Raw genomic sequence first — 19,059 nt, forward strand, 5'->3', positions numbered from 1 at the left:
TGGCGGAGAGAGAGGGATTCGAACCCTCGATACGGTTTTGCCGTATACACGATTTCCAGTCGTGCGCCTTCGACCACTCGGCCATCTCTCCGAAAACGCGGCATTTTAATTGAAAATCCGGCGGTTGTCAGCCTCCTCGATACTCAACCGACGTTATTCCCGGCCAAAAACATCCAGGTCTCGACCACGGTGTCCGGGTTGAGGGACAAGCTCTCGATGCCTTCGTCCAGCAGCCAGCGAGCGAGGTCGGGATGATCGGACGGCCCCTGTCCGCAGATTCCGATGTACTTGCCATGCTTGCGGCAGGCCTGAATGGCCTGGCGGATGAGCGCCTTGACCGCCGGGTTACGCTCGTCGAAGCCCCCCGCGACCAGCCCGGAGTCGCGGTCTATGCCCAGGGTGAGCTGGGTCAGATCGTTGGAACCGATGGAGAAGCCGTCGAAGATTTGCAGGAACTCGTCGGCCAGCAAGGGATTCGAGGGAATTTCGCACATCATGATCCATTTGAGCCCGTTCACCCCGCGCGGCAAGCCGAAGCGCTGGAGCAGCTCGGCGACTCCGCGCGCCTCGTCCAAAGTGCGCACGAAGGGAATCATGACCCAGACGTTCTCCAGCCCCATGTCCTCGCGCACCTTTTTCAAGGCGCGGCATTCCAGCTCGAAGCAGTCACGGAATGAGTCGTCCACATAACGCGAGGCGCCGCGGAAACCGATCATGGGATTTTCTTCGTTCGGCTCGTAGGCTTTACCGCCCAGAAGATTGGCGTACTCGTTGGTCTTGAAGTCCGAGGTCCTGACGATCACGGGCTTGGGCGCGAAGGCGGCGGCGATCATGGCGATGCCTTCGGCCAGCTTGTCGACATAAAAACTCACCGGATCGCGATAACCGGCGATGCGCTCGCGGATCGCCTGCTGCAACTCGGCCGGCTGGCGCTCGTATTCGAGCAAGGCTTTCGGATGAACACCGATGGTCCGCGCGATGACGAATTCGAGCCGGGCCAGGCCGACGCCGTCGTTCGGCAGCGCGGAAAAGGCGAAAGCGCGCTCCGGGTTGGCCACGTTCATCATGAGCTTGACCGGCAGCTTGGGCATCTCGTCCAAGTTGACCTTGCTGACTTCGTAGGGCAGTTCGCCCTGATAGATGTAACCGGTATCGCCTTCGGCGCAAGAGACGGTGACCATGGTATCGCGCTGGATCTTGCGGGTGGCGTCGCCGCAGCCGACGACCGCGGGAATGCCGAGCTCGCGGGCGATGATCGCCGCGTGGCAGGTCCGCCCGCCGCGATTGGTGACGATGGCGCTGGCTCTTTTCATGATCGGCTCCCAATCGGGATCGGTCATGTCGGTCACCAGCACGTCGCCCGGCTGCACCAGATCCATCTGCGACACGCTGGCGATGACTTTGGCGAGCCCATTGCCGATGCGGTGCCCAACGCTGCGGCCTTCGGCCAGCACCTTACCCTTCTGCTTGAGCCGATAGCGCTCCATCTCGCGCGTGACGCGGCTTTGCACCGTCTCCGGCCGGGCCTGGAGAATATAGAGGCGGCCGTCGAGTCCGTCCTTGGCCCATTCGATGTCCATGGGCCTCTTGTAATGCTGTTCGATGCGCACCGAGAGCCGCGCCAACTCTTCCGCTTCCTGATCGGTGACGGAAAACCGCTGCCGGTCCTCTTCGCGCGTGTCGACGGTGACCACGGATTTGGCGGGGTCGTAAATCATCTTGACGGCTTTCTTGCCGAGGCTGCGGCGCAGCACTGCCGATTTTCCGGCCGCGAGAGACGGCTTGTAGACGTAGAACTCGTCAGGATCGACCGCGCCCTGCACCACCATTTCGCCGAGGCCATAGCTCGAAGTCACGAAAACGGCATCGCGGAAACCCGATTCGGTATCCAGGGTGAAAATCACGCCGCTCGCGGCGAGATCGCTGCGCACCATCCGCTGCACGCCGGCGGACAATAATACCTTGCGGTGCTCGAAGCCTTGGTGCACGCGATAGGCGATGGCCCGGTCGTTGAAAAGCGAGGCAAAAACCTGCTTGACCGCCCGGAGCACGCCGTCCAGGCCTTGCACGTTGAGGTAGGTTTCCTGCTGCCCGGCGAACGACGCCGTCGGAAGATCTTCCGCCGTGGCAGAGGAGCGCACGGCCACGGAAAACTCCTTCGGGGACTCGCCGGCCAGTTGGCGGTAAGCTTCCGTGATGGCTTTTTCCAGTTCGGGGGTAAAAGGTGTGTTCATGATCCACTGGCGGATGGTGTCGCCCGCGCGCGCCAGCGCCGTGACGTTATCAACGTCGAGCCGGTCCAGTTCCGCCCAGATGCGTCGGTCGAGGCCGTTCTGAGCGAGAAAATCCCGATACGCTTCGGCCGTGGTGGCGAAACCGTCGGGTACCGTGACGCCCGCCTCGGAAAGCCGGCTGATCATTTCGCCGAGCGAGGCATTCTTGCCGCCTACGCGCCCCACATCGTCCATTCCCAAAGCATCGAACCAAACCACGTATTCGTTCATCGGACACCCCGTAATAGTTGCCGAGAGCTTGCGATGCGCCGCGGCCCTTTCACAAGCTTCCTGCGTTCGAATTCAGTATTCTATGGGAATCCACCCGGCATGGTAAGAAAAGCATGAAACGCACCGTCTTCTTCGTATCCGATCACACGGCCATCACCGCCGAGACCTTCGGACGGAGTCTCTTGAGCCAGTTCGAGACCGTCACGTTCGAACGCGTCACCCAGCCTTTCGTCGATTGCGAAGCCAAGGCGATAGACACGTGCCGGCGCATCGCCGACGCATTTGCCCGGGACGGACAAGCGCCGCTGGTGTTCAGTACGCTGACCGACGATCATCTTCGTCAAATATTGGAACGCAGCGAAGCCGTGGTATTCGATCTTTTCGAAGCCTTTCTCGATCGCATGGAAACGGCGCTCGGACAGCCGTCCGCCCAAGCGATCGGACGGGCCCACGGCTTGGGCAATGCGGCTCTGGGCCGGGGGCGCGTGGAAGCTCTGAGATTTGCCATCGATTGCGACGATGGCATCGGCGTCGACGCTTACGACAAAGCCGACATCATTCTCGTCGGGGTTTCACGCTCGGGAAAAACCCCGGCCAGCCTGTTTCTCGCCCTGCACTACGGCATCAAGGCCGCCAACTATCCCTTGACCGAGGAGGACCTGAATCTTTCCGGGCTGCCATCCAATCTACGGAAGCACCGCGAGCGGCTGTTCGGTCTGACCATGAATCCGGAACGCCTACATCAGCTCAGAGAAGAACGAAGACCCGGAAGCCGCTACGCCTCTCTCGAACAATGTCGAAATGAAATCCGCGCTGCGGACGGGCTGTTCCAAGCAGCGGGAATTCCTTACTTAGATACTTCGACCATGTCGGTGGAAGAAATCGCCGCCAACATACTTCACCGTGCTGGTCTGCAACGAATGCGGTGGTAAACGGGGCCAGGTCGCGGACTTACCTCCGGCACCATAGCCTCGGATCGGCGCGGCCGTATCGTTGATTATTACCCCGGCCTATAAACATAGGCCGGGGTAATCCGGGGCAGGGTTTCCTTAGCGCGGCGACAAGCCGCGCGAGCCCAAGCCTAAGCGTGTACCGGCCTGGGCGGCGGCCCGTAAATACCGGGAGGGTATTTACGGGCCTGATTAATAAACTGATCAGACCGAGTAACCATTCCGTGGCGGAAGCCGCAGTAAGCTATTTGGCTGCAAAGGAGGGCGAGAAACGATAACGGCACGGCACGATAACAGCTGCCGAACCCTCAACGCCCCAACTGCAAAGTATTCTGCTCGTCGACAGACCGCTCCGAATGCTGTACCGCCTGAGGAGCCTTCGGCTTCAAGGTCAGCTTGGCGATCCCGGTCCACGACGCCATGAACAGCAGCAAGCCCACCGAGGTGGCTATCAGACGATCCGGTTGCTTCATCCAGAATAGAATCCATTTCGGTTTAATCAGCCCGACGATAAAAATCAATATCGAGAGGGCCACTAGGCTCTTGAAAAAAATCAGCATAAAACTCTCCAACGATGTTTCGGTATGGCACCGGAATTTCCGGAAAAAATCTAGGGAAAACGGGCTTTTGACAGCATATGCGGGCAAAGCGTTCGGATTAAACAACAATTCATTCGATGAAACTAGACGACGGGATACGGCGCAGGACAACGACCGCCGCCGAGGCGCGCGCCGAAATCGGGCGGCCGCCTCCCTCCCAGATCCATCAATGGCGTTGCGCACGGTCGTCGGCAAATGATTGTCGACCTACGACTTATTCCGGCCTACATTTTCCTCGGCCGGGAACGGCTTTCCAGCCCGCTCTGCCGTACCGTGGCGGAAAGTTCATAAAATGAATGCGCTGTGGAACGAAGCGCCCTTCGACGGGGCTCAGGACAGGCATCGATCGCGAACGATGGACTTCGCACACTCAGCCCATCCTATAAGTTCTACATTTCGGGCGTACGAGGCGGCTTCCCGATCCATACCACTACGCCGTGGTGAAAAGCGCGCCGGCGGGGACCCCGCTTTCGTCCCCTCTCATCACGCACTGCGATCCGGCGATCTTCGAACCAAAGCTTCGCCGTCGAAGGTGATTCCAGGCCATCCGCACTGCATGAAGGTTCTGATGTTCTTGTGGCTTTCGCCGTTCGGGTTCGACAGCACTTCGACGTAATGCTCGCCGAACAGCGCCAGAGTCTCTTTCTCGGATAACCCGTGCAGCCGGCCGAAATAGAAAATCTTGCAGGAACCTTCGTTGCTCCCCGGTTCGTTGACCACCCGGTTATCAGCCAGACCGTTGGTAAAGCGGGTTGGCCGATAATCGTAATATTGCCCGATGACGTCGATGCTTTCTTTGAAGGCGACCGGCTGGCATTGCTTGATTTTGGCGATGAATGCTTCTAACGATGTAATCATGTCGGTGATAAAGAAAACGAACCTTATTGGATCACGTATGGAGGACCGTCACGTAGAGACCGCAGACGGTCGCAAATTCAGAGCTTAACGGGCGAGCATCGGCTCCAGCTTGTCCCAAACCTGGCGAAACAGGATCGCCTGAGCCTCGCGATTGGGATGCAGGCCGTCCGCCTGCATCAAATGGTCTTGACCGCCGACGCCTTCCAGAAGAAACGGCACGAACGCCGTATCGTGGGTCTCGGTGACCCGGTGGAAGACATTCCGAAAAAGGTCGGCGTAACGCTTGCCATAGTTCGGCGGTATCTTCATGCCGAGCAGCAATACCTCGGCACCGGCGGCCTTGGAGCGGACGGTCATTTCGCTCAGGTTGGCTTCCAGCTGCTTGGGCGAAAGCCCGCGCAAACCGTCGTTGGCGCCGAGTTCGAGTATCACCACGGTCGGCCGGTGCCGACGAAGAAGCTCGTCGATCCGGGCAAGGCCGCCGGCGCTCGTCTCGCCGGAAATACTGGCGTTCACGACCTCGGCGCCAAGCGGCCGCGCCGCCTCCTGCAACATAGCCACCCAGCCGTGGTCTATCTTTTCCAAACCATACCCGGCACTGATACTATCGCCGAGAACAAGAACGGTTTTTGCCTGACACAATCCCGGCAACACGAGGAAAATGAAGGATAACAACAGTTTTCGCATGACACAGGAGCAGATCGGTGCGTTGGAGGATATCGACGCGGAATTCGTCATTCGAACGGAGAATCTCGGCAAACACGTCACGACGGCGGACGGTCGGCTAGATATATTGACAGCAGTCGACCTCTCGATCAAACCGAGAGAAACCTTGGCCATCGTCGGCGCTTCGGGATCGGGCAAATCGACCTTGCTCGGCCTTCTGGCCGGCCTCGATCTACCTTCTTCGGGCCGCATCTGGCTCGCGGGATCCTGCCTCACCGATATGGACGAAGACGGCCGGGCGCGGCTCCGCAGCGAGTATGTCGGTTTCGTATTCCAGTCGTTCCAGCTTCTTCCCAATCTGACCGCACTGGAGAACGTCATGCTCCCCATGGAACTGGCCGGTGCCGGCGACGAGGCCCGGCTCCGCAGTCTTGCCATGCTCGAACGGGTCGGCCTGAGCCACCGGTTCAAGCATTATCCGCGGCAGCTCTCGGGGGGCGAACAGCAGCGCGTCGCGCTGGCGCGGGCTTTCGTCACCGAACCGAAAATTCTGTTCGCAGACGAGCCTACCGGCAATCTGGACAGCAATACCGGCCGGACCGTTATCGAATTGCTGTTCGAGCTGAACCGCGAGAAAGGCACCACGCTGGTTCTGGTCACCCACGACGAAACCCTGGCTTCCCGCTGCGAACGCTTGATCCGCCTGGATAGCGGCCGCATCGTGGGATATTCGGCGGAGAGTTGACCTACCGCAGCGTATTCCGGCGTATTTGTGCCGCCGACCATGCGGCGCGATACGGGAGTACTCTATCAGCCCATGGTAGGGTGGGTTAGGTGCGCCCCGACAACCTGTACTTACTGTTCGTAACGAAAGTCAAACCACATCGTCACCCCGGCATGGAAGGGGCCGACTAAAGGCCCGTTTACGATTGGGACTGCCGGGGTCCAGGTTACAAGGACGTAGAGGGCAGGCCATCCTTGGCCTCTGGATTCCGGCACTCCCTGCCGGAATGACGGGTAATACTGGCATTGTTTTCTTTACTCACTGTAACTCACCGATTCAGGCGCGCACCGTAACCCACCGAAGCGAACGGCAAGGACACGGGGCGTTGTTTTGGCGGGTTACGGCGCACGCAGAACGCGGTGTTCAACATCCAGCCTATGCCGGAGTGCGCCTAATCCGCCCTACGAAATCTGTCGACAAAGGATTGTTGACCTACGGCTGCCTGCTGCCGAGCAAATCCAGCAAGACATCGATGTCCACCGGCTTGACCAGATGGTGGTCGAAGCCGGCTTCGCGCGAGCGCTGCCGGTCCTCTTCCTGGCCATAGCCGGAGATCGCGATCAAGCGCGTTCCCGTGAGCCGTGGATCTTCCCGCATGCGCCGAGCCACTTCATACCCGTCCATCTGCGGCATACCGATATCCAGCAGCACGACATCGGGCGCTCGCTCCCTGCCCCGGTCGAGCGCCTCTTTGCCGTCGTAGGCGACCTGAACCTGATACCCATACGCCCCGAGCAAGGTCGACAAGGAATCGGCCGAAGACACATTGTCGTCGACCACCAGGACATATTGATCGGCCGCGGACAAACCTGAATCTTGGACCTTCTCGCTGTGTTTCCGGCTGGACAAATGCGTTTTCATCCACGGCAAGCGGACCGTGAATTCGCTGCCCTGACCGGGGCCTTGGCTGGCCACCTCCACCCGGCCGTGATGGAGCTCCACCAGTTTCTTGACCAGCGACAGACCGATTCCCAAGCCGCCGCGTGAACGGGCCAGCGAGCGGTCTTCCTGGGTGAACGGCTCGAAAATCCGGGGCAAGAGTTCGGTGGAAATGCCGGTGCCGTTGTCGCGAACCCGCACCACGGCATCGTCGGCTTCGGTGTCGAGGACGACCTCGATCTCGCCTTCCACCTCGGTGAATTTGGCGGCGTTGTGAATCAGATTGCCGACGATCTGGACGCAACGCGTGCTATCGCCCTGCACCCAAACCGGCTCGGGCGGAACACGCACGTTCAGGCGATGCCGGCGATCCTCGAGCAGGGCCCGATTGGCTTCGACCGCTTGGGACACGACGGTCCTCAGATCGATCGTCGCCTGGTCCAATACGATCTTTCCCTGCGTGACCCTCGCCACGTCCAGCAGGTCGTCCAGAAGGTGGGCGAGATGCGCGGTCTGATCTTTGATCACCCGGCAGGCCCAGTCATACAGGTGCTGATGGCCCGAAGGCTTGCGTCGCATCAACTCGGTCGCATTGACGATGGCCGCCAGGGGATTGCGCAGTTCGTGCGCCAGCATGGCCATGAACTCGTCCTTGTGCCGGTCCGCATCGGCCAGTTCTTGCATGCGTTGCCGCAACTCGGCTTCCAGCCGCTTCCGTTCGGCGACCTCGGCCTCCAGTTGCCGATTCTCTTGCAGAGCGGCCGTCCGTTCCGAAACATTCTGTTCGAGCTGCCGGCGCGACTGATCCAAGGCCGTTCGCACCAGCAAGCGTTCGCTGATGTCGGTCAGCACCGTGCGGTAAAACACATAGTGCCGGCTATCCCGCATCGATGAGGTATGCATTTCCACCGGAAGATGCCAACCGCCCTTTCCGACTAGACGGAGCTCCGTGGTGAGGCTCCGCCGCTCGCATCGACTTTGCGAAAGATGATTCGAAAACTTTTTTTGATCTGCCTTGGCGATAAAGCGAACGAACGGAAGCCCGATTAGGGCCGGGCGCTCCCGTGCCAGCATGCCGGCGGCGGTCAGATTGATCTCCTTGATCACGCCGTGTTCATCCAAGGTCAAATAACCCGCCGGAGCGAAATCGAAAAGGTTTGCGTAGTGGTCGCGGGACTCCTCCAGCGCCTCCAGCGCCTCCTTCAGCTTCCGGTTTTCGGCTTCCAATTCCAGCGCGCGGACTTGAAACTCGTGTAGCGATTGACGCTCCTGCTGCGGAGTTTGCTCATCGACGTCCGTAGGTGCGGCCGGTTCAAGCTTATTGTCGAGCTCGGCTTCGGCATTCTCTCTCAGCGTGGTCTTGTCCGTATTGTTCGACATCGTGTCGTCTCCCCAGCATGCGCTTAAACTCCCCGAACCAGGCCTTGTCAACGAACCGGTACGTAGGATTAAAACTGTAACACAGGGACAACGAACGGGCGTGTCAAATCCACTGCGTTATCCCGTCGCGCAGCGGGAAAAGGTGTTATTCCCGGCCTGCCGATGCTGAAAAGACATACCCCGACTTTCACGGATTTACAAATACCGCCAAGCTGGCTATGGTGCTCGAGAATTGTACGCAAACGATGGGCAAGCCAGAGATCGCCATGGAGAACGTCGCCAGCGGATCGATGCCTTTCATAGTCAATGATTGCGCCCTATTGGCTATCGCGACCGGTAAACGGGCACAGAACCTTAAGGAACTGCGCGATCAGCTATTGGCTATTCATCCCGGGAGCATTTATTTTCACTTCTGGGGCAATCTGCTCCATCCCCGCTTCGACGAGCCCGAATACAGCAACGACTTCGCCGCCTGGTCCAGGCATGCTTTGCACGACAAGGTGCTCGCCGAGCGCCTGAGCGTCGTCGATCCCAACAGTTATGACACGCTCGACGAATTGCGCCAGGAGCTGATCGAGATCATCGAGCAGCGGCTGGATGAACGCGAGGTTCTGGCATGGGCGCAACCGGATCAGCAGTTCGAGTTTATTCGCGCGCTCACCGTCGTTTTTCGCACCGATCTCCAGTTTTTCACCCCGGAGAAGCTTGCCGCCCGGATCGGACAAATGTCGGTAAGCAGCATTTTCTATCACTTCATCGACGCCAAGCGGCGCAACGAGAACCGGCTGGATGACTTTCGGAACTGGCTGGAGTCTTTCGACGGACGCTATGAAAGCCTCTGTCAATGTCTGGCCAAGATCGATCCCTACTTTACCTCGCTGACCAGTCTCCGCGAAGAATTGGCGCGCGTGTTCTCCGGTTGCCTGTGCGAGGTGGGCCGTGGCTAATCTGTTGGAGTCGTACGCCGAGGTCGTCGGTCAGGATGTCATCGATCAGCTGCATCAGCTCGCGGGAACGCTGCGGGACAAACGCGTGGTCCACGTCAACTCGACCCGGCTCGGCGGCGGCGTCGCGGAGATTCTGGAAAAACACGTGCCGCTGATGCGGGAGCTCGGAATCGAAACCCACTGGGAAGTGATCACCGGCAATGCGGTGTTTTATCAATGCACCAAGAGTTTTCACAATGGTCTCCAGGGCAAAATGGTGAACATGCCCAACGACTGGCTGCGGAACTTCGAAGAGACCAACGCCTTTAACGCCGAACAGCTGCGCCCGATTCTAAGCGATGCCGACATCGTTTTCATTCACGATCCGCAGCCCGCTCCGCTGCTGAGATATATTCCCGAGCGCAAGGGCAAATGGATCTGGCGCTGCCATATCGATATCAATCGGCCGAACCGCGTAATCTGGCGTTATCTCCGCGGCTTCGTCGCCGGGTTTGACGCCAGCGTTTTCTCGCTCGCCGCGTTCGTGCAGCCCCTGCCCCACTCGCAATACCTGATTCCGCCCAGCATCGATCCCTTGAGCGACAAGAATGTCGATCTGCCGGAAGGCGAGATCGACAGCGTCTGCGAGCGCTTCGGTATCGACCGGACGCGCCCCATCATCGTTCAGGTCTCTCGCTTCGACCAGTTCAAGGACCCGGTAGGCGTAATTGAAGCATACCGAATCGCCAAGCATTTCCTGCGGGACATTCAGCTGGTTCTGGCCGGAGGTTCCGCTACCGACGATCCCGAAGGAGACGCCGTTTTGGCCGAAGCGCGGCAGGCGGCGAACGGCGACTCCGATGTACATGTCCTGCTCCTTCCGCCCGACGCCCACCGCACCATCAATGCATTGCAGCGGGCTGCCGATCTGGTGGTGCAGAAATCGCTTCGCGAGGGCTTCGGCCTGACGGTCACCGAAGCCTTATGGAAGGGCAAACCGGTCATCGGCGGAGATACCGGCGGTATTCGGCTCCAGGTGATCGACCATCACACCGGCTTTTTGGTCAATACCCCGGAAGGCGCGGCCCTGCGCATCCGCTACCTGCTCCACGACCGGCACAAAATCGAGGAAATGGGCAATAAAGCGCGGGAGTTCGTACGCGAAAACTTCCTGATCACCCGCCACCTTCGGGAGTACCTCACTCTGATGGTGAGCGTGCTGCACGCCGCGGGAGAACGCATCGAGCTGGCGGGGGCGATTCGGGTTAGAGGGCAGTAATCGGTGGTGTTGGCCGGGAACGCAGAGCCCGGTTGAAGGACACAGCGTTTCCGGCGGCTGAGTTCGCTGTAGCAACCAATTCGATGGTAAGGAGTCGCTGACGCGACGGTTGTTTTGAATGTGGGTTTCACTCGGCCTATCCTTAGGCCTCGCCCTATCGGGCGGCGAAGCCGTGCAAACCGGCTGTCCTGCCGGTTTGTCGGACCCACAGCCGAGGTCCTTTTCGTTGCTTGTCCAAAGAAAAGGACCCAAAAGAAAGGACACCCGGATGGCGCGCTGATCCTGCGCGTCGACGCCTTGAGCCGGGGGCAACAAAAGGCACTTCCATGTGCCTTTGTTGCCGCGCGGCATCGTGCCGCGCCCCTTCGGGCGGTTCCGGCTCAAGGCGTCGATGCTCGGGCGCACCATACGGGGCAAAAAACGCCCACAGTCAATTTTTAAATTACTCTAACTCCCGTTTGCCGCGCCGAGCACCGCAGCTTTCGGCGGGAATAACCCGGAGGGGCGATTCATGGATGAATCGCGGCGATCAAGGGACAGGAGTCCCTTTGATCGCCTCCCGACGAAAGCGAGAAGCGGAGGAGACAAGCGGCAATCGGGTGGCCTTTTCTTTGGATACTTTCTTTTGGCCAAGCAAAAGAAAGTATCCCGACCGTGGGTTCGGAAACCCACATTCAAAACAACCGTCGCGTCAGCGACTCCTTATCGACTCGGTTGGCCAAGACAACAACTCAGCCGTTTGCCGGGAACGCTGCCGCCTATCCCAGCCTATTACCGGATAACTCGAAGGGAAACACCCAAATCGGAACGATGATTCGAAAACACTCAATGCCATTCGGCACGGAAATCACGGAAGACGGCGTGCGCTTCAGATTCTGGGCGCCGCAAACGAAGAGCGTGGACTTGATCCTCGGAACGGACGAGAGGGAGCGACGTTTGACTATGCAGCAGCGAGCCGACGGCTGGTTCGAGGTCATGACAACTGAAGCGGCGGCCGGCAGCCGTTACCGGTTTCGGCTGGACGATGGCCTCGCCGTTCCGGATCCCGCCTCGCGTTTCAATCCTTCGGACGTGCACGGCGCCAGCCAGGTGATCGATCCGGCCGGCTTCCGCTGGACCGATGAGGAGTGGACCGGACGGCCTTGGGAAGAAGCCGTGATCTACGAACTGCACGTCGGCACCTTCACCCCGGAAGGAAGCTTTCGGGCACTGCAAGACAAACTGGACTACCTGGCTTCGCTAGGCATCACGGCGATCGAGCTGATGCCGATCGCGGCTTTTCCCGGCCGCTGGAACTGGGGCTATGACGGCGTCCTGCCGTTCGCGCCGGATGCCAGCTACGGAACGCCGGACGATCTGAAGGAGTTCGTCCAGGCCGCTCATCACAAGGGCCTCATGGTATTCCTCGACGTGGTCTACAACCACTTCGGGCCGGAAGGCAATTACTTGTATGTCTACGGAAAACCGTTCTTCAGCGACCGGCACCATACGCCCTGGGGCAGCGCGATCAACTACGACGGCGAGAACTGTCGCACCGTGCGCGATTTTTTCATTCACAACGCCTTGTACTGGCTGGAGGAATATCACCTGGACGGACTGCGGCTGGATGCGGTTCACGCCATCATCGACGATTCGCGTCCGGATATTCTGGACGAGTTGGCGGAGCGGGTTCGCGCCGGCCCCGGAAGCTGCCGGCACGTCCATCTGGTACTGGAAAACGACGACAACGCCGCGCATTATCTCGCGCGCGAGGCCGACGGTTCGCCCCGGCAGTACGACGCGCAGTGGAACGACGACCTGCATCATGCGTTGCACCTCTTGTTGACGGGCGAAACCGACGGCTATTACGCCGATTATGCCGACGCGCCCCTGAAACACTTGGGACGCGCCCTGACCGAAGGCTTCGCCTATCAAGGGGAAGCCTCGCCGTATCGCGACAACCGCCGGCGCGGCGAAATCAGCCGCGATCTTCCGCCCACCGCGTTCGTCCCCTTTCTGCAAAATCACGATCAGGTCGGCAACCGCGCATTCGGCGAGCGTCTCTCCGATCTGGTGGAAACCCGCCCACTCCGAGCGGCGGTGACGCTGTTGCTGTTGGCGCCTTCCCCGCCTTTGCTGTTCATGGGCGAGGAATTCGCCTGTCCGACGCCGTTCCAATATTTCTGCGACTTCGGACCGGAATTGGCCCAGGCGGTGACGGAAGGCCGACGCAACGAATTCGCCCGCTTCGGACGATTCGCCGCCCCGGAGCTCCGACAACGGATTCCCGATCCTTCCGCCCCCTCGACCTTCTTCAACTCGAAATTGGACTGGGCCGCACTGGAGATTCCGAAACATCGGGAATGGCAGTCGTTCTACCAATCCCTACTGGCGGTCCGCCGCGAGCAAATCGTCCCGCTTTTGAAACAAATAAGCGCCGGCCGCCCACACTTCAAGCTCTTCGGCGCACGAGGACTTTCGGTCGTCTGGCAACTGGATGACGGCGGCAGCTTGATCCTCTTATCCAATCTTGGGGAAGAACCGCTGTCGAACTTGGATCTTTCCTCGGATCCGGCATTAGCCGTCAGCGACCCGGACATTACCGACAGCTTACCTTCGGGCCGGATACCCGCCTGGTCAACGGCCTGGTTTCTCATGCGACCGGAGAGCGCGCTCTCCCTCATCCAGCCCTTCGGGCCACTTTCTCCAAGCCCCTCCCCCCCCCTCTCCCAAGGAGTAAAGGTATCGACGCAACTCGTCACCCCGGCAGGGAAGGGTGGCTTCGGTGCTCGAATCGCAAACGGCCTGGCCGGGAGCGCCGGCCACGCCCTTCCCGAAGACACCGTTTGCGATTGGAGTGCCGGGGTCCAGAAGCCAAGGACGGCAACGGCCTCTCACATCCGTGTGTTCTGGATTCCGGCATCCAATCGCAAACGGTTGCTTTAGTCGCAACCCTTCCCTGCCGGAATGACGGCTTTGGAGACTTGTGTAGATACCTCTGCCCGAAGGGAGAAGGAAATAAGGCGCGGCTCTTGGCCGCACAGATTATTAGGTAAGGCTGATGCCCGTCGTTAAAGCGATCGACCAGCTGTGTGGCCTTTGCGGCATCGAGACGGAGTTCGTCGACTCACGGGGCGAAACGGTCCGCGTTTCCGCCGACACCAAGCGCGAACTCTTGGCGGCCATGGGCATCGATGCCTGCGACGAGGCACGGCTGCCGGCGATCATGGCCGAGCTGGAATATGAGCATTGGCTTCGAATCCTGCCGCCGGTCAAGGTCGTTCGCGAGGGCGAGGATTCCCGCGTCATCGTCTGTACCGTGCCTCGTCAGCTCGATCATGTGCTCATGACGTGGATTCTGGAACTCGACGATGGAAAGCGATGGGACGGAGACTTCTGCCCGGCCGAGTTGGCGCTGGTCGGCGAGCTGGCGATTCAGGACCAGTGCTATCGGCGCTACGCCTTCACCCTGCCGGTTCAGCCTCCTCTGGGCTATCACCGACTGACGGTCGAGTACGCGGAGCGAAATCTCAAAGGCAGCATGAGCCTTATCGTGACGCCTGAGCGCTGCTATCTCCCGCCGGTTCTGCAAGAAAAACAAAAGGTCTGGGGATTATCGCTGGCTCTTCACGCCGTACGCTCGCAACGCAACTGGGGCATCGGCGATTTTACCGATCTCAAGGGCTTGGTCGATTACGCCGCCGAGCATGAAGCAGCGATGATCCGGGTGAGTCCGCTCCAAGCCCTGAAACCGGTGAAGCCGGAAATCGGCAATGCTTACGAGCCGTCCAACCGGCTTTTTTACAATGTGCTGTACCTCGACGTCGAAGCCATTCCCGACTTCGCCGAGTCCGAGGCCGTGCAGCAAGCCGTCGCGGATCCGGAATTCCAGGCGCAGCTACGCGCCCTGCGCGCCGAAGAGCTGATCGACTATACCGAAGTGGCGGCGGTAAAGCTCGGCATCCTGGAATCGCTCTTCGCTCATTTCCGCAACAAGCATTTGCGGAAGCTTTCCAAACGCGGAAAAGCCTTTCGCGCCTATCAGTCCGCGCGCGGGCCCGTTCTTTATCATCAGTCGCTGTTCGACGCGCTGTGCGAACGCTTTGCCCGCGAGGGCGCCGGATATTCGGCGTGGACCGATTGGCCGGCGCAATTCAGGGATCCGTCGTCTCCCGAGGTACAAAGCTTTGCGGCCGAAAATGCCGCCGGGCTCGACTACTATGCCTATCTCTACTGGCAGGCGGAACAGCAAATCCAGTCGGCCGGGGACCGCGCCGCGGAGCTCGGCTTGAGTATCGGCTTATGCCTGGAATTCGTATTCAGTGCCGCCGCGGGCGGTGCGGAAGTCTGGTCGCAGCAAACCTACCATGCGCCCGGCATCCGGCTCGGTTCGCCGCCGACCGAAACCTGCCCGGACGGCGGCGTCTCCACCATTTCGCCCTTTACACCACCGAGTCTGAGAGAAGCGGCCTACCGCCCTTTCACCGCCAGTCTGCGGCAGACGATGCGGCATGTCGGCGCCGTGCTGGTGCACAAGGTGACCGACTTGGCCCGGCAGTACTGGATTCCGGCCGGCGGGAGCTCCGAGGACGGCAGCTATGTCGCCTTTCCCTTCGAGGACCTCCTGGGGATCCTTGCCCTGGAAAGCCAGCGCAATCGCTGTCTGGTGCTGGCGACCGACGGCGAAACCGTTCCGGCGGACATCATGGAACGGCTGAAACACGCGGGCGTGCTGCCTTGCGAATCGCTGTTCTCCCACTGGAAGACCGAAAAATTCCTGCCTACACGGGAATATGCGCCGGAATCGGCCATCGTCACGTCCGGGATCGACGAGCCACCCCTCAGAGGATTCTGGCTCGGGCGCGATCTGGACGAACGCACGGCATTGAAGCTCTTTGCCTCCGAAGATGCCCGCCACGACGCCGTCGTGGCCCGGGCAGTCGCCCGCGCTCGCCTGCTCGTCACGCTGGAACAGGAAGACTTGCTGCCGGCCGACATCAATATCCATCCGATTTCCGTGCCCGATATGATGCCCGACATGGTGCGCGCGGTTTATCTTCTGCTGTCCCGAACCGCGGCCGACATCGTGCTGCTGCGGCTGGAGGATGCCCTCGGGCAGGCCGACCAGCTCGTGATCCCCGGCGCGCCCGACGATTTTCCGAACTGGCGGCGAAAACTGCCGCTGGAATTCGAACAGTGGCGCAAGGAAGATACCGTCACCGCCTTGCTGCACGCCTTGGCCGAAAGGCGCAGCGGAATTCCGAAAACCCAGATCAAAAGCAAGACGGCGATAGCCGGGGGCGTCAGCTTTTCCATTCCGCGCGCCACTTATCGGTTGCAGTTCAACCGCGATTTCACCTTTCGCCAGGCGACGGAAATCCTGCCTTATCTTCAGGACCTAGGCATCAGCCATTGTTATGCGTCTCCGTATCTGAAAGCGCGGCCGGGCAGCACCCATGGCTACGATATCGTCGATCATGGCGAACTGAATCCCGAAATCGGCAGCCAGGAAGATTTCGACCGATTCGTGTCCGAGCTCGCACGGCGCGGCATGGGCCAGATTCTGGATATGGTGCCCAACCATATGGGCGTCATGGGCAGCGACAACATCTGGTGGCTGGACGTGCTCGAAAATGGACCGGCTTCGGATCATGCCGATTTTTTCGATATCGACTGGTCGCCGGTCAAAGACTATCTGCGCGGCAAAGTCCTGCTGCCCACCTTGGGGTCGCCGTACGGAACCGCATTGGAAAGCGGAGAGCTGGAACTCGCTTTCGACGCCGAGGAGGGTTCCTTCTCCGTTTACTACGGGCCCCACCGGTTCCCGATCGATCCCAAGGAATATCCGCGCATTCTGGCTTACCGGCTGGATCAGCTGAAAACCGCGCTCAGTCCGGATGATTCCCACCTCGCGGAATTTCAGAGCCTGATAACGGCTTTCAGCCACCTGCCCGGCCGCTGGCAGACCGGCAAGGACAAGCGCAACGAACGCAACCGGGACAAAGAAATCCACAAGCAGCATCTGGCGCGGCTGTGCGCAGCCAGCCGGGACATCTCGCAGTTCATCGCCAAGAATGTCAGCGAGTTCAACGGCATGCCCGGCGTTCCGGCAAGTTTCGACCGGCTCCACGAGCTTCTCGAATATCAAGCCTACCGGCTGGCTTATTGGCGGGTTGCGGCGGACGAGATCAACTATCGCCGATTCTTCGATACCAACGATCTGGCCGCCTTGTCCATCGAAAACGAGGATGTCTTCGAGGCCACCCACCGGTTCGTCCTGGACCTCATCGCCCTGGGAAAGATACAGGGACTCAGGATCGACCATCCGGACGGACTTTACAATCCGGGAGCCTACTGCCGGGCGCTGCAAGATCGCGTGCTGGCGTTGACCCGGACGGAAACCGCGGAATCCGAGGACCAGGCCGCCGCCACATCGGAAGCTCGGGCGTTCTACGTCGTGGTCGAAAAGATCCTCGCTCTGGACGAGAGCCTTCCCAGCCAATGGCCGGTCCATGGCACGACCGGCTACGACTTCGCCAACCTGGTCAACGGCCTCTTCATCTGGCCGGGGGCCGAGCAGGCGCTGGATGCCTTCTACCGGTCCTTCTGCAGTTTTCCCGTCGATTTCGACGAATTGCTTTACCAATCAAAGCGCTTGATTCTTAGGGTCGCCCTTTCCAGCGAACTCACGGTGCTCGCCAACCGGCTGAGCCGGATCGCGGAAAGCGACCGCCGCACCCGCGATTACAGCCTGAACAGCCTGCGGGATGCACTGCGGGAAATCATCGCTTGTTTTCCGGTCTACCGAACCTACGTAACCGGCCGGGGGATATCCGAAACCGATCGGAACTACATCGAGCTCGCGGTCGAGCACGCGAAAAAACGAAGCCTGGTGGGAGACCTTACGATCTTCGATTTCGTCCGGGACGAACTGCTGACGATTCTGGCGGAGGGCAAGAGCGACCGGTATCGGGAACAGGTCGTCTCGTTCGCGATGAAATTTCAGCAGCTGACCGGCCCGGCCATGGCGAAAGGCATGGAAGACACGGCTTTCTACCGCTACAACCGTTTCGTGTCTTTGAACGAAGTCGGTGGCGATCCCAGATATTTCGGCGTTTCGCTCGCCGATTTTCATCGCCGTAACGAAGAACGCAGCCAATTCTGGCCCCATTCCCTATTGAGCACCTCGACCCACGATACCAAGCGTTCCGAGGATGTGAGGGCCCGCATCGACGTGTTGTCGGAGCTTCCCGATGAATGGATAGCGCGCGTCCGTAACTGGAGCGAGCTCAATCGGAAGAAGAAAAGCATGGTCGACGGCGATCCGGCCCCGTCGAGAAACGATGAATACCTGATTTATCAGACTTTGGTCGGAACCTGGCCGCTGGGAGAGCTGAACCCGGAAAGCGCGGGGAACTACGTGCAGAGATTGGAAGCCTACATGGTCAAGGCGATGAGAGAAGCCAAGCTGTTCAGCAGTTGGCTGAATCCGAATTTACCCTACGAACGGGCAGTCTCGGATTTTCTGCGGAAACTCGTAACTCCCGGAGAGCAGGACGAATTTCTCCGCGACTTTCGCGATTTTCTGTCGGGCATCACCCGCGCAGGTTTGCACAACAGCCTGGCTCAAGTCCTGCTTAAGCTCACCGTTCCCGGCGTGCCGGACGTTTATCAGGGAAACGAGCTGTGGGATTTCAGCCTGGTCGACCCGGACAACCGTCGGCCGGTGGATTATGAGCGGCGACAGCTTTTATTGAACGAGATCAAGGCATGGGATGGACTGACTGCGCCGGAGCTCGCACCGAAACTCGGTGAGATGCAAAGCGATATGAGCGACGGGCGAATCAAGCTGTATGTCACACGGGAAACGCTGCGAGTGCGGCAACAGGATCCGGATTTGTTCCGCCGCGGCGGCTATCATCCGCTGGAAGCCGAGGGGAAAAAAGCCGAACACCTGTGCGCGTTTCTCCGCCGCTTCGGCTCGCGCACGGTGCTGGTGGCGGTGCCCCGCTGGATATTGCGCCTCGGCAACGGCGCCTTATCGCCGCTGGGCGATGGGACGGTTTGGGACGATACCCGCCTGACGCTGCCGCCTGCCGTCGCCGGCACTTATGCGCACTGCCTCACGCGGGAACAGGTAACGCTTGGCGGCGCGGCCCCGCTGATGGCAACGGAATTGTTTTCGGGCTTTCCGCTGGCGTTGTTGGTCAAGGTGGATTAGTGGGTTTTCACATCCGATAGAAGAAGCCGCCGTA

Annotated in this window: 11 protein-coding genes and 1 tRNA gene; 6 read left to right on the forward strand and 6 right to left on the reverse strand. The window is 59.9% G+C overall.

The window, feature by feature from the left end; all coding sequences use genetic code 11:
• Together ACR2R1_RS09875 and ppsA are read right to left on the reverse strand one after the other, a co-directional pair.
• Nucleotides 1–91 (reverse strand) — tRNA-Ser (locus tag ACR2R1_RS09875).
• A 52-nt stretch (nt 92–143) separates the two neighbouring features.
• A complete protein-coding gene (ppsA, locus tag ACR2R1_RS09880) occupies nt 144–2,504 on the reverse strand; it encodes a phosphoenolpyruvate synthase (RefSeq protein ID WP_086133109.1) in 2,361 nt (786 codons plus the stop codon).
• Between the two features lie 113 nt (nt 2,505–2,617).
• Between ppsA and ppsR the strand changes: the two genes are divergently transcribed.
• Nucleotides 2,618–3,436 carry a posphoenolpyruvate synthetase regulatory kinase/phosphorylase PpsR gene (gene ppsR / locus ACR2R1_RS09885; RefSeq protein ID WP_077729308.1) on the forward strand — a complete coding sequence of 273 codons (819 nt, stop codon included), beginning with the start codon at nt 2,618–2,620 and terminating at the stop codon, nt 3,434–3,436.
• Between the two features lie 326 nt (nt 3,437–3,762).
• Here ppsR and ACR2R1_RS09890 read toward each other — a convergent pair whose 3' ends face one another.
• From ACR2R1_RS09890 to ACR2R1_RS09900, 3 genes are all read right to left on the reverse strand, one after another.
• Nucleotides 3,763–4,014 (reverse strand): hypothetical protein, encoded by a 252-nt coding sequence (locus ACR2R1_RS09890; RefSeq protein ID WP_077729306.1) that lies wholly within the window; start codon nt 4,012–4,014, stop codon nt 3,763–3,765.
• A gap of 522 nt (nt 4,015–4,536) precedes the next feature.
• Nucleotides 4,537–4,911: a HopJ type III effector protein gene (locus tag ACR2R1_RS09895; RefSeq protein WP_077729305.1), complete on the reverse strand. Its 375-nt coding sequence runs from the start codon at nt 4,909–4,911 to the stop codon at nt 4,537–4,539.
• Between the two features lie 84 nt (nt 4,912–4,995).
• Nucleotides 4,996–5,649 carry an arylesterase gene (locus tag ACR2R1_RS09900; protein ID WP_434113918.1) on the reverse strand — a complete coding sequence of 218 codons (654 nt, stop codon included), beginning with the start codon at nt 5,647–5,649 and terminating at the stop codon, nt 4,996–4,998.
• Here ACR2R1_RS09900 and ACR2R1_RS09905 point away from each other — a divergent pair.
• A complete protein-coding gene (locus ACR2R1_RS09905) occupies nt 5,597–6,322 on the forward strand; it encodes an ABC transporter ATP-binding protein (RefSeq protein ID WP_077729303.1) in 726 nt (241 codons plus the stop codon). The genes ACR2R1_RS09900 and ACR2R1_RS09905 overlap by 53 nt on opposite strands.
• A 471-nt stretch (nt 6,323–6,793) precedes the next feature.
• Here the strand turns inward: ACR2R1_RS09905 and ACR2R1_RS09910 are convergent, their stop codons facing one another.
• Complete coding sequence (locus ACR2R1_RS09910) at nt 6,794–8,620, reverse strand: hybrid sensor histidine kinase/response regulator (RefSeq protein ID WP_347257462.1); 1,827 nt, start codon at nt 8,618–8,620, stop codon at nt 6,794–6,796.
• A 245-nt stretch (nt 8,621–8,865) separates the two neighbouring features.
• On the opposite strand from ACR2R1_RS09910, the gene ACR2R1_RS09915 reads away from it, so the two are divergent.
• From ACR2R1_RS09915 to treY, 4 genes are all read left to right on the forward strand, one after another.
• Nucleotides 8,866–9,567, forward strand: a complete 702-nt coding sequence (locus tag ACR2R1_RS09915; RefSeq protein ID WP_240502441.1) for a DUF5752 family protein — start codon at nt 8,866–8,868, stop codon at nt 9,565–9,567.
• Nucleotides 9,560–10,825, forward strand: a complete 1,266-nt coding sequence (locus tag ACR2R1_RS09920) for a glycosyltransferase (RefSeq protein ID WP_434113923.1) — start codon at nt 9,560–9,562, stop codon at nt 10,823–10,825. Before ACR2R1_RS09915 ends, ACR2R1_RS09920 begins: the two co-directional genes overlap by 8 nt.
• An 828-nt stretch (nt 10,826–11,653) precedes the next feature.
• On the forward strand, nt 11,654–13,750 hold the full coding sequence (treZ, locus tag ACR2R1_RS09925) for a malto-oligosyltrehalose trehalohydrolase (RefSeq protein ID WP_434113925.1): 2,097 nt from the start codon (nt 11,654–11,656) through the stop codon (nt 13,748–13,750).
• Nucleotides 13,751–13,865: 115 nt separating this feature from the next.
• Nucleotides 13,866–19,025: a malto-oligosyltrehalose synthase gene (gene treY / locus ACR2R1_RS09930; RefSeq protein WP_347257459.1), complete on the forward strand. Its 5,160-nt coding sequence runs from the start codon at nt 13,866–13,868 to the stop codon at nt 19,023–19,025.
• Nucleotides 19,026–19,059 lie beyond the last annotated feature (34 nt).

The organism is Methylocaldum sp. GT1TLB (assembly GCF_051027445.1).
GTDB lineage: Bacteria > Pseudomonadota > Gammaproteobacteria > Methylococcales > Methylococcaceae > Methylocaldum.

Coding starts and splice junctions, on each gene's coding strand:
- ACR2R1_RS09895 (WP_077729305.1), bottom strand. CDS start 4,911: ATGATTACATCGTTAGAAGCATTCATCGCCAAAATCAAGCAATGCCAG.
- ACR2R1_RS09910 (WP_347257462.1), bottom strand. CDS start 8,620: ATGTCGAACAATACGGACAAGACCACGCTGAGAGAGAATGCCGAAGCC.
- ACR2R1_RS09915 (WP_240502441.1), top strand. CDS start 8,866: ATGGGCAAGCCAGAGATCGCCATGGAGAACGTCGCCAGCGGATCGATG.
- treZ (WP_434113925.1), top strand. CDS start 11,654: ATGCCATTCGGCACGGAAATCACGGAAGACGGCGTGCGCTTCAGATTC.
- ACR2R1_RS09905 (WP_077729303.1), top strand. CDS start 5,597: ATGACACAGGAGCAGATCGGTGCGTTGGAGGATATCGACGCGGAATTC.
- ACR2R1_RS09890 (WP_077729306.1), bottom strand. CDS start 4,014: ATGCTGATTTTTTTCAAGAGCCTAGTGGCCCTCTCGATATTGATTTTT.
- ppsR (WP_077729308.1), top strand. CDS start 2,618: ATGAAACGCACCGTCTTCTTCGTATCCGATCACACGGCCATCACCGCC.
- treY (WP_347257459.1), top strand. CDS start 13,866: ATGCCCGTCGTTAAAGCGATCGACCAGCTGTGTGGCCTTTGCGGCATC.
- ACR2R1_RS09900 (WP_434113918.1), bottom strand. CDS start 5,649: ATGACGAATTCCGCGTCGATATCCTCCAACGCACCGATCTGCTCCTGT.
- ppsA (WP_086133109.1), bottom strand. CDS start 2,504: ATGAACGAATACGTGGTTTGGTTCGATGCTTTGGGAATGGACGATGTG.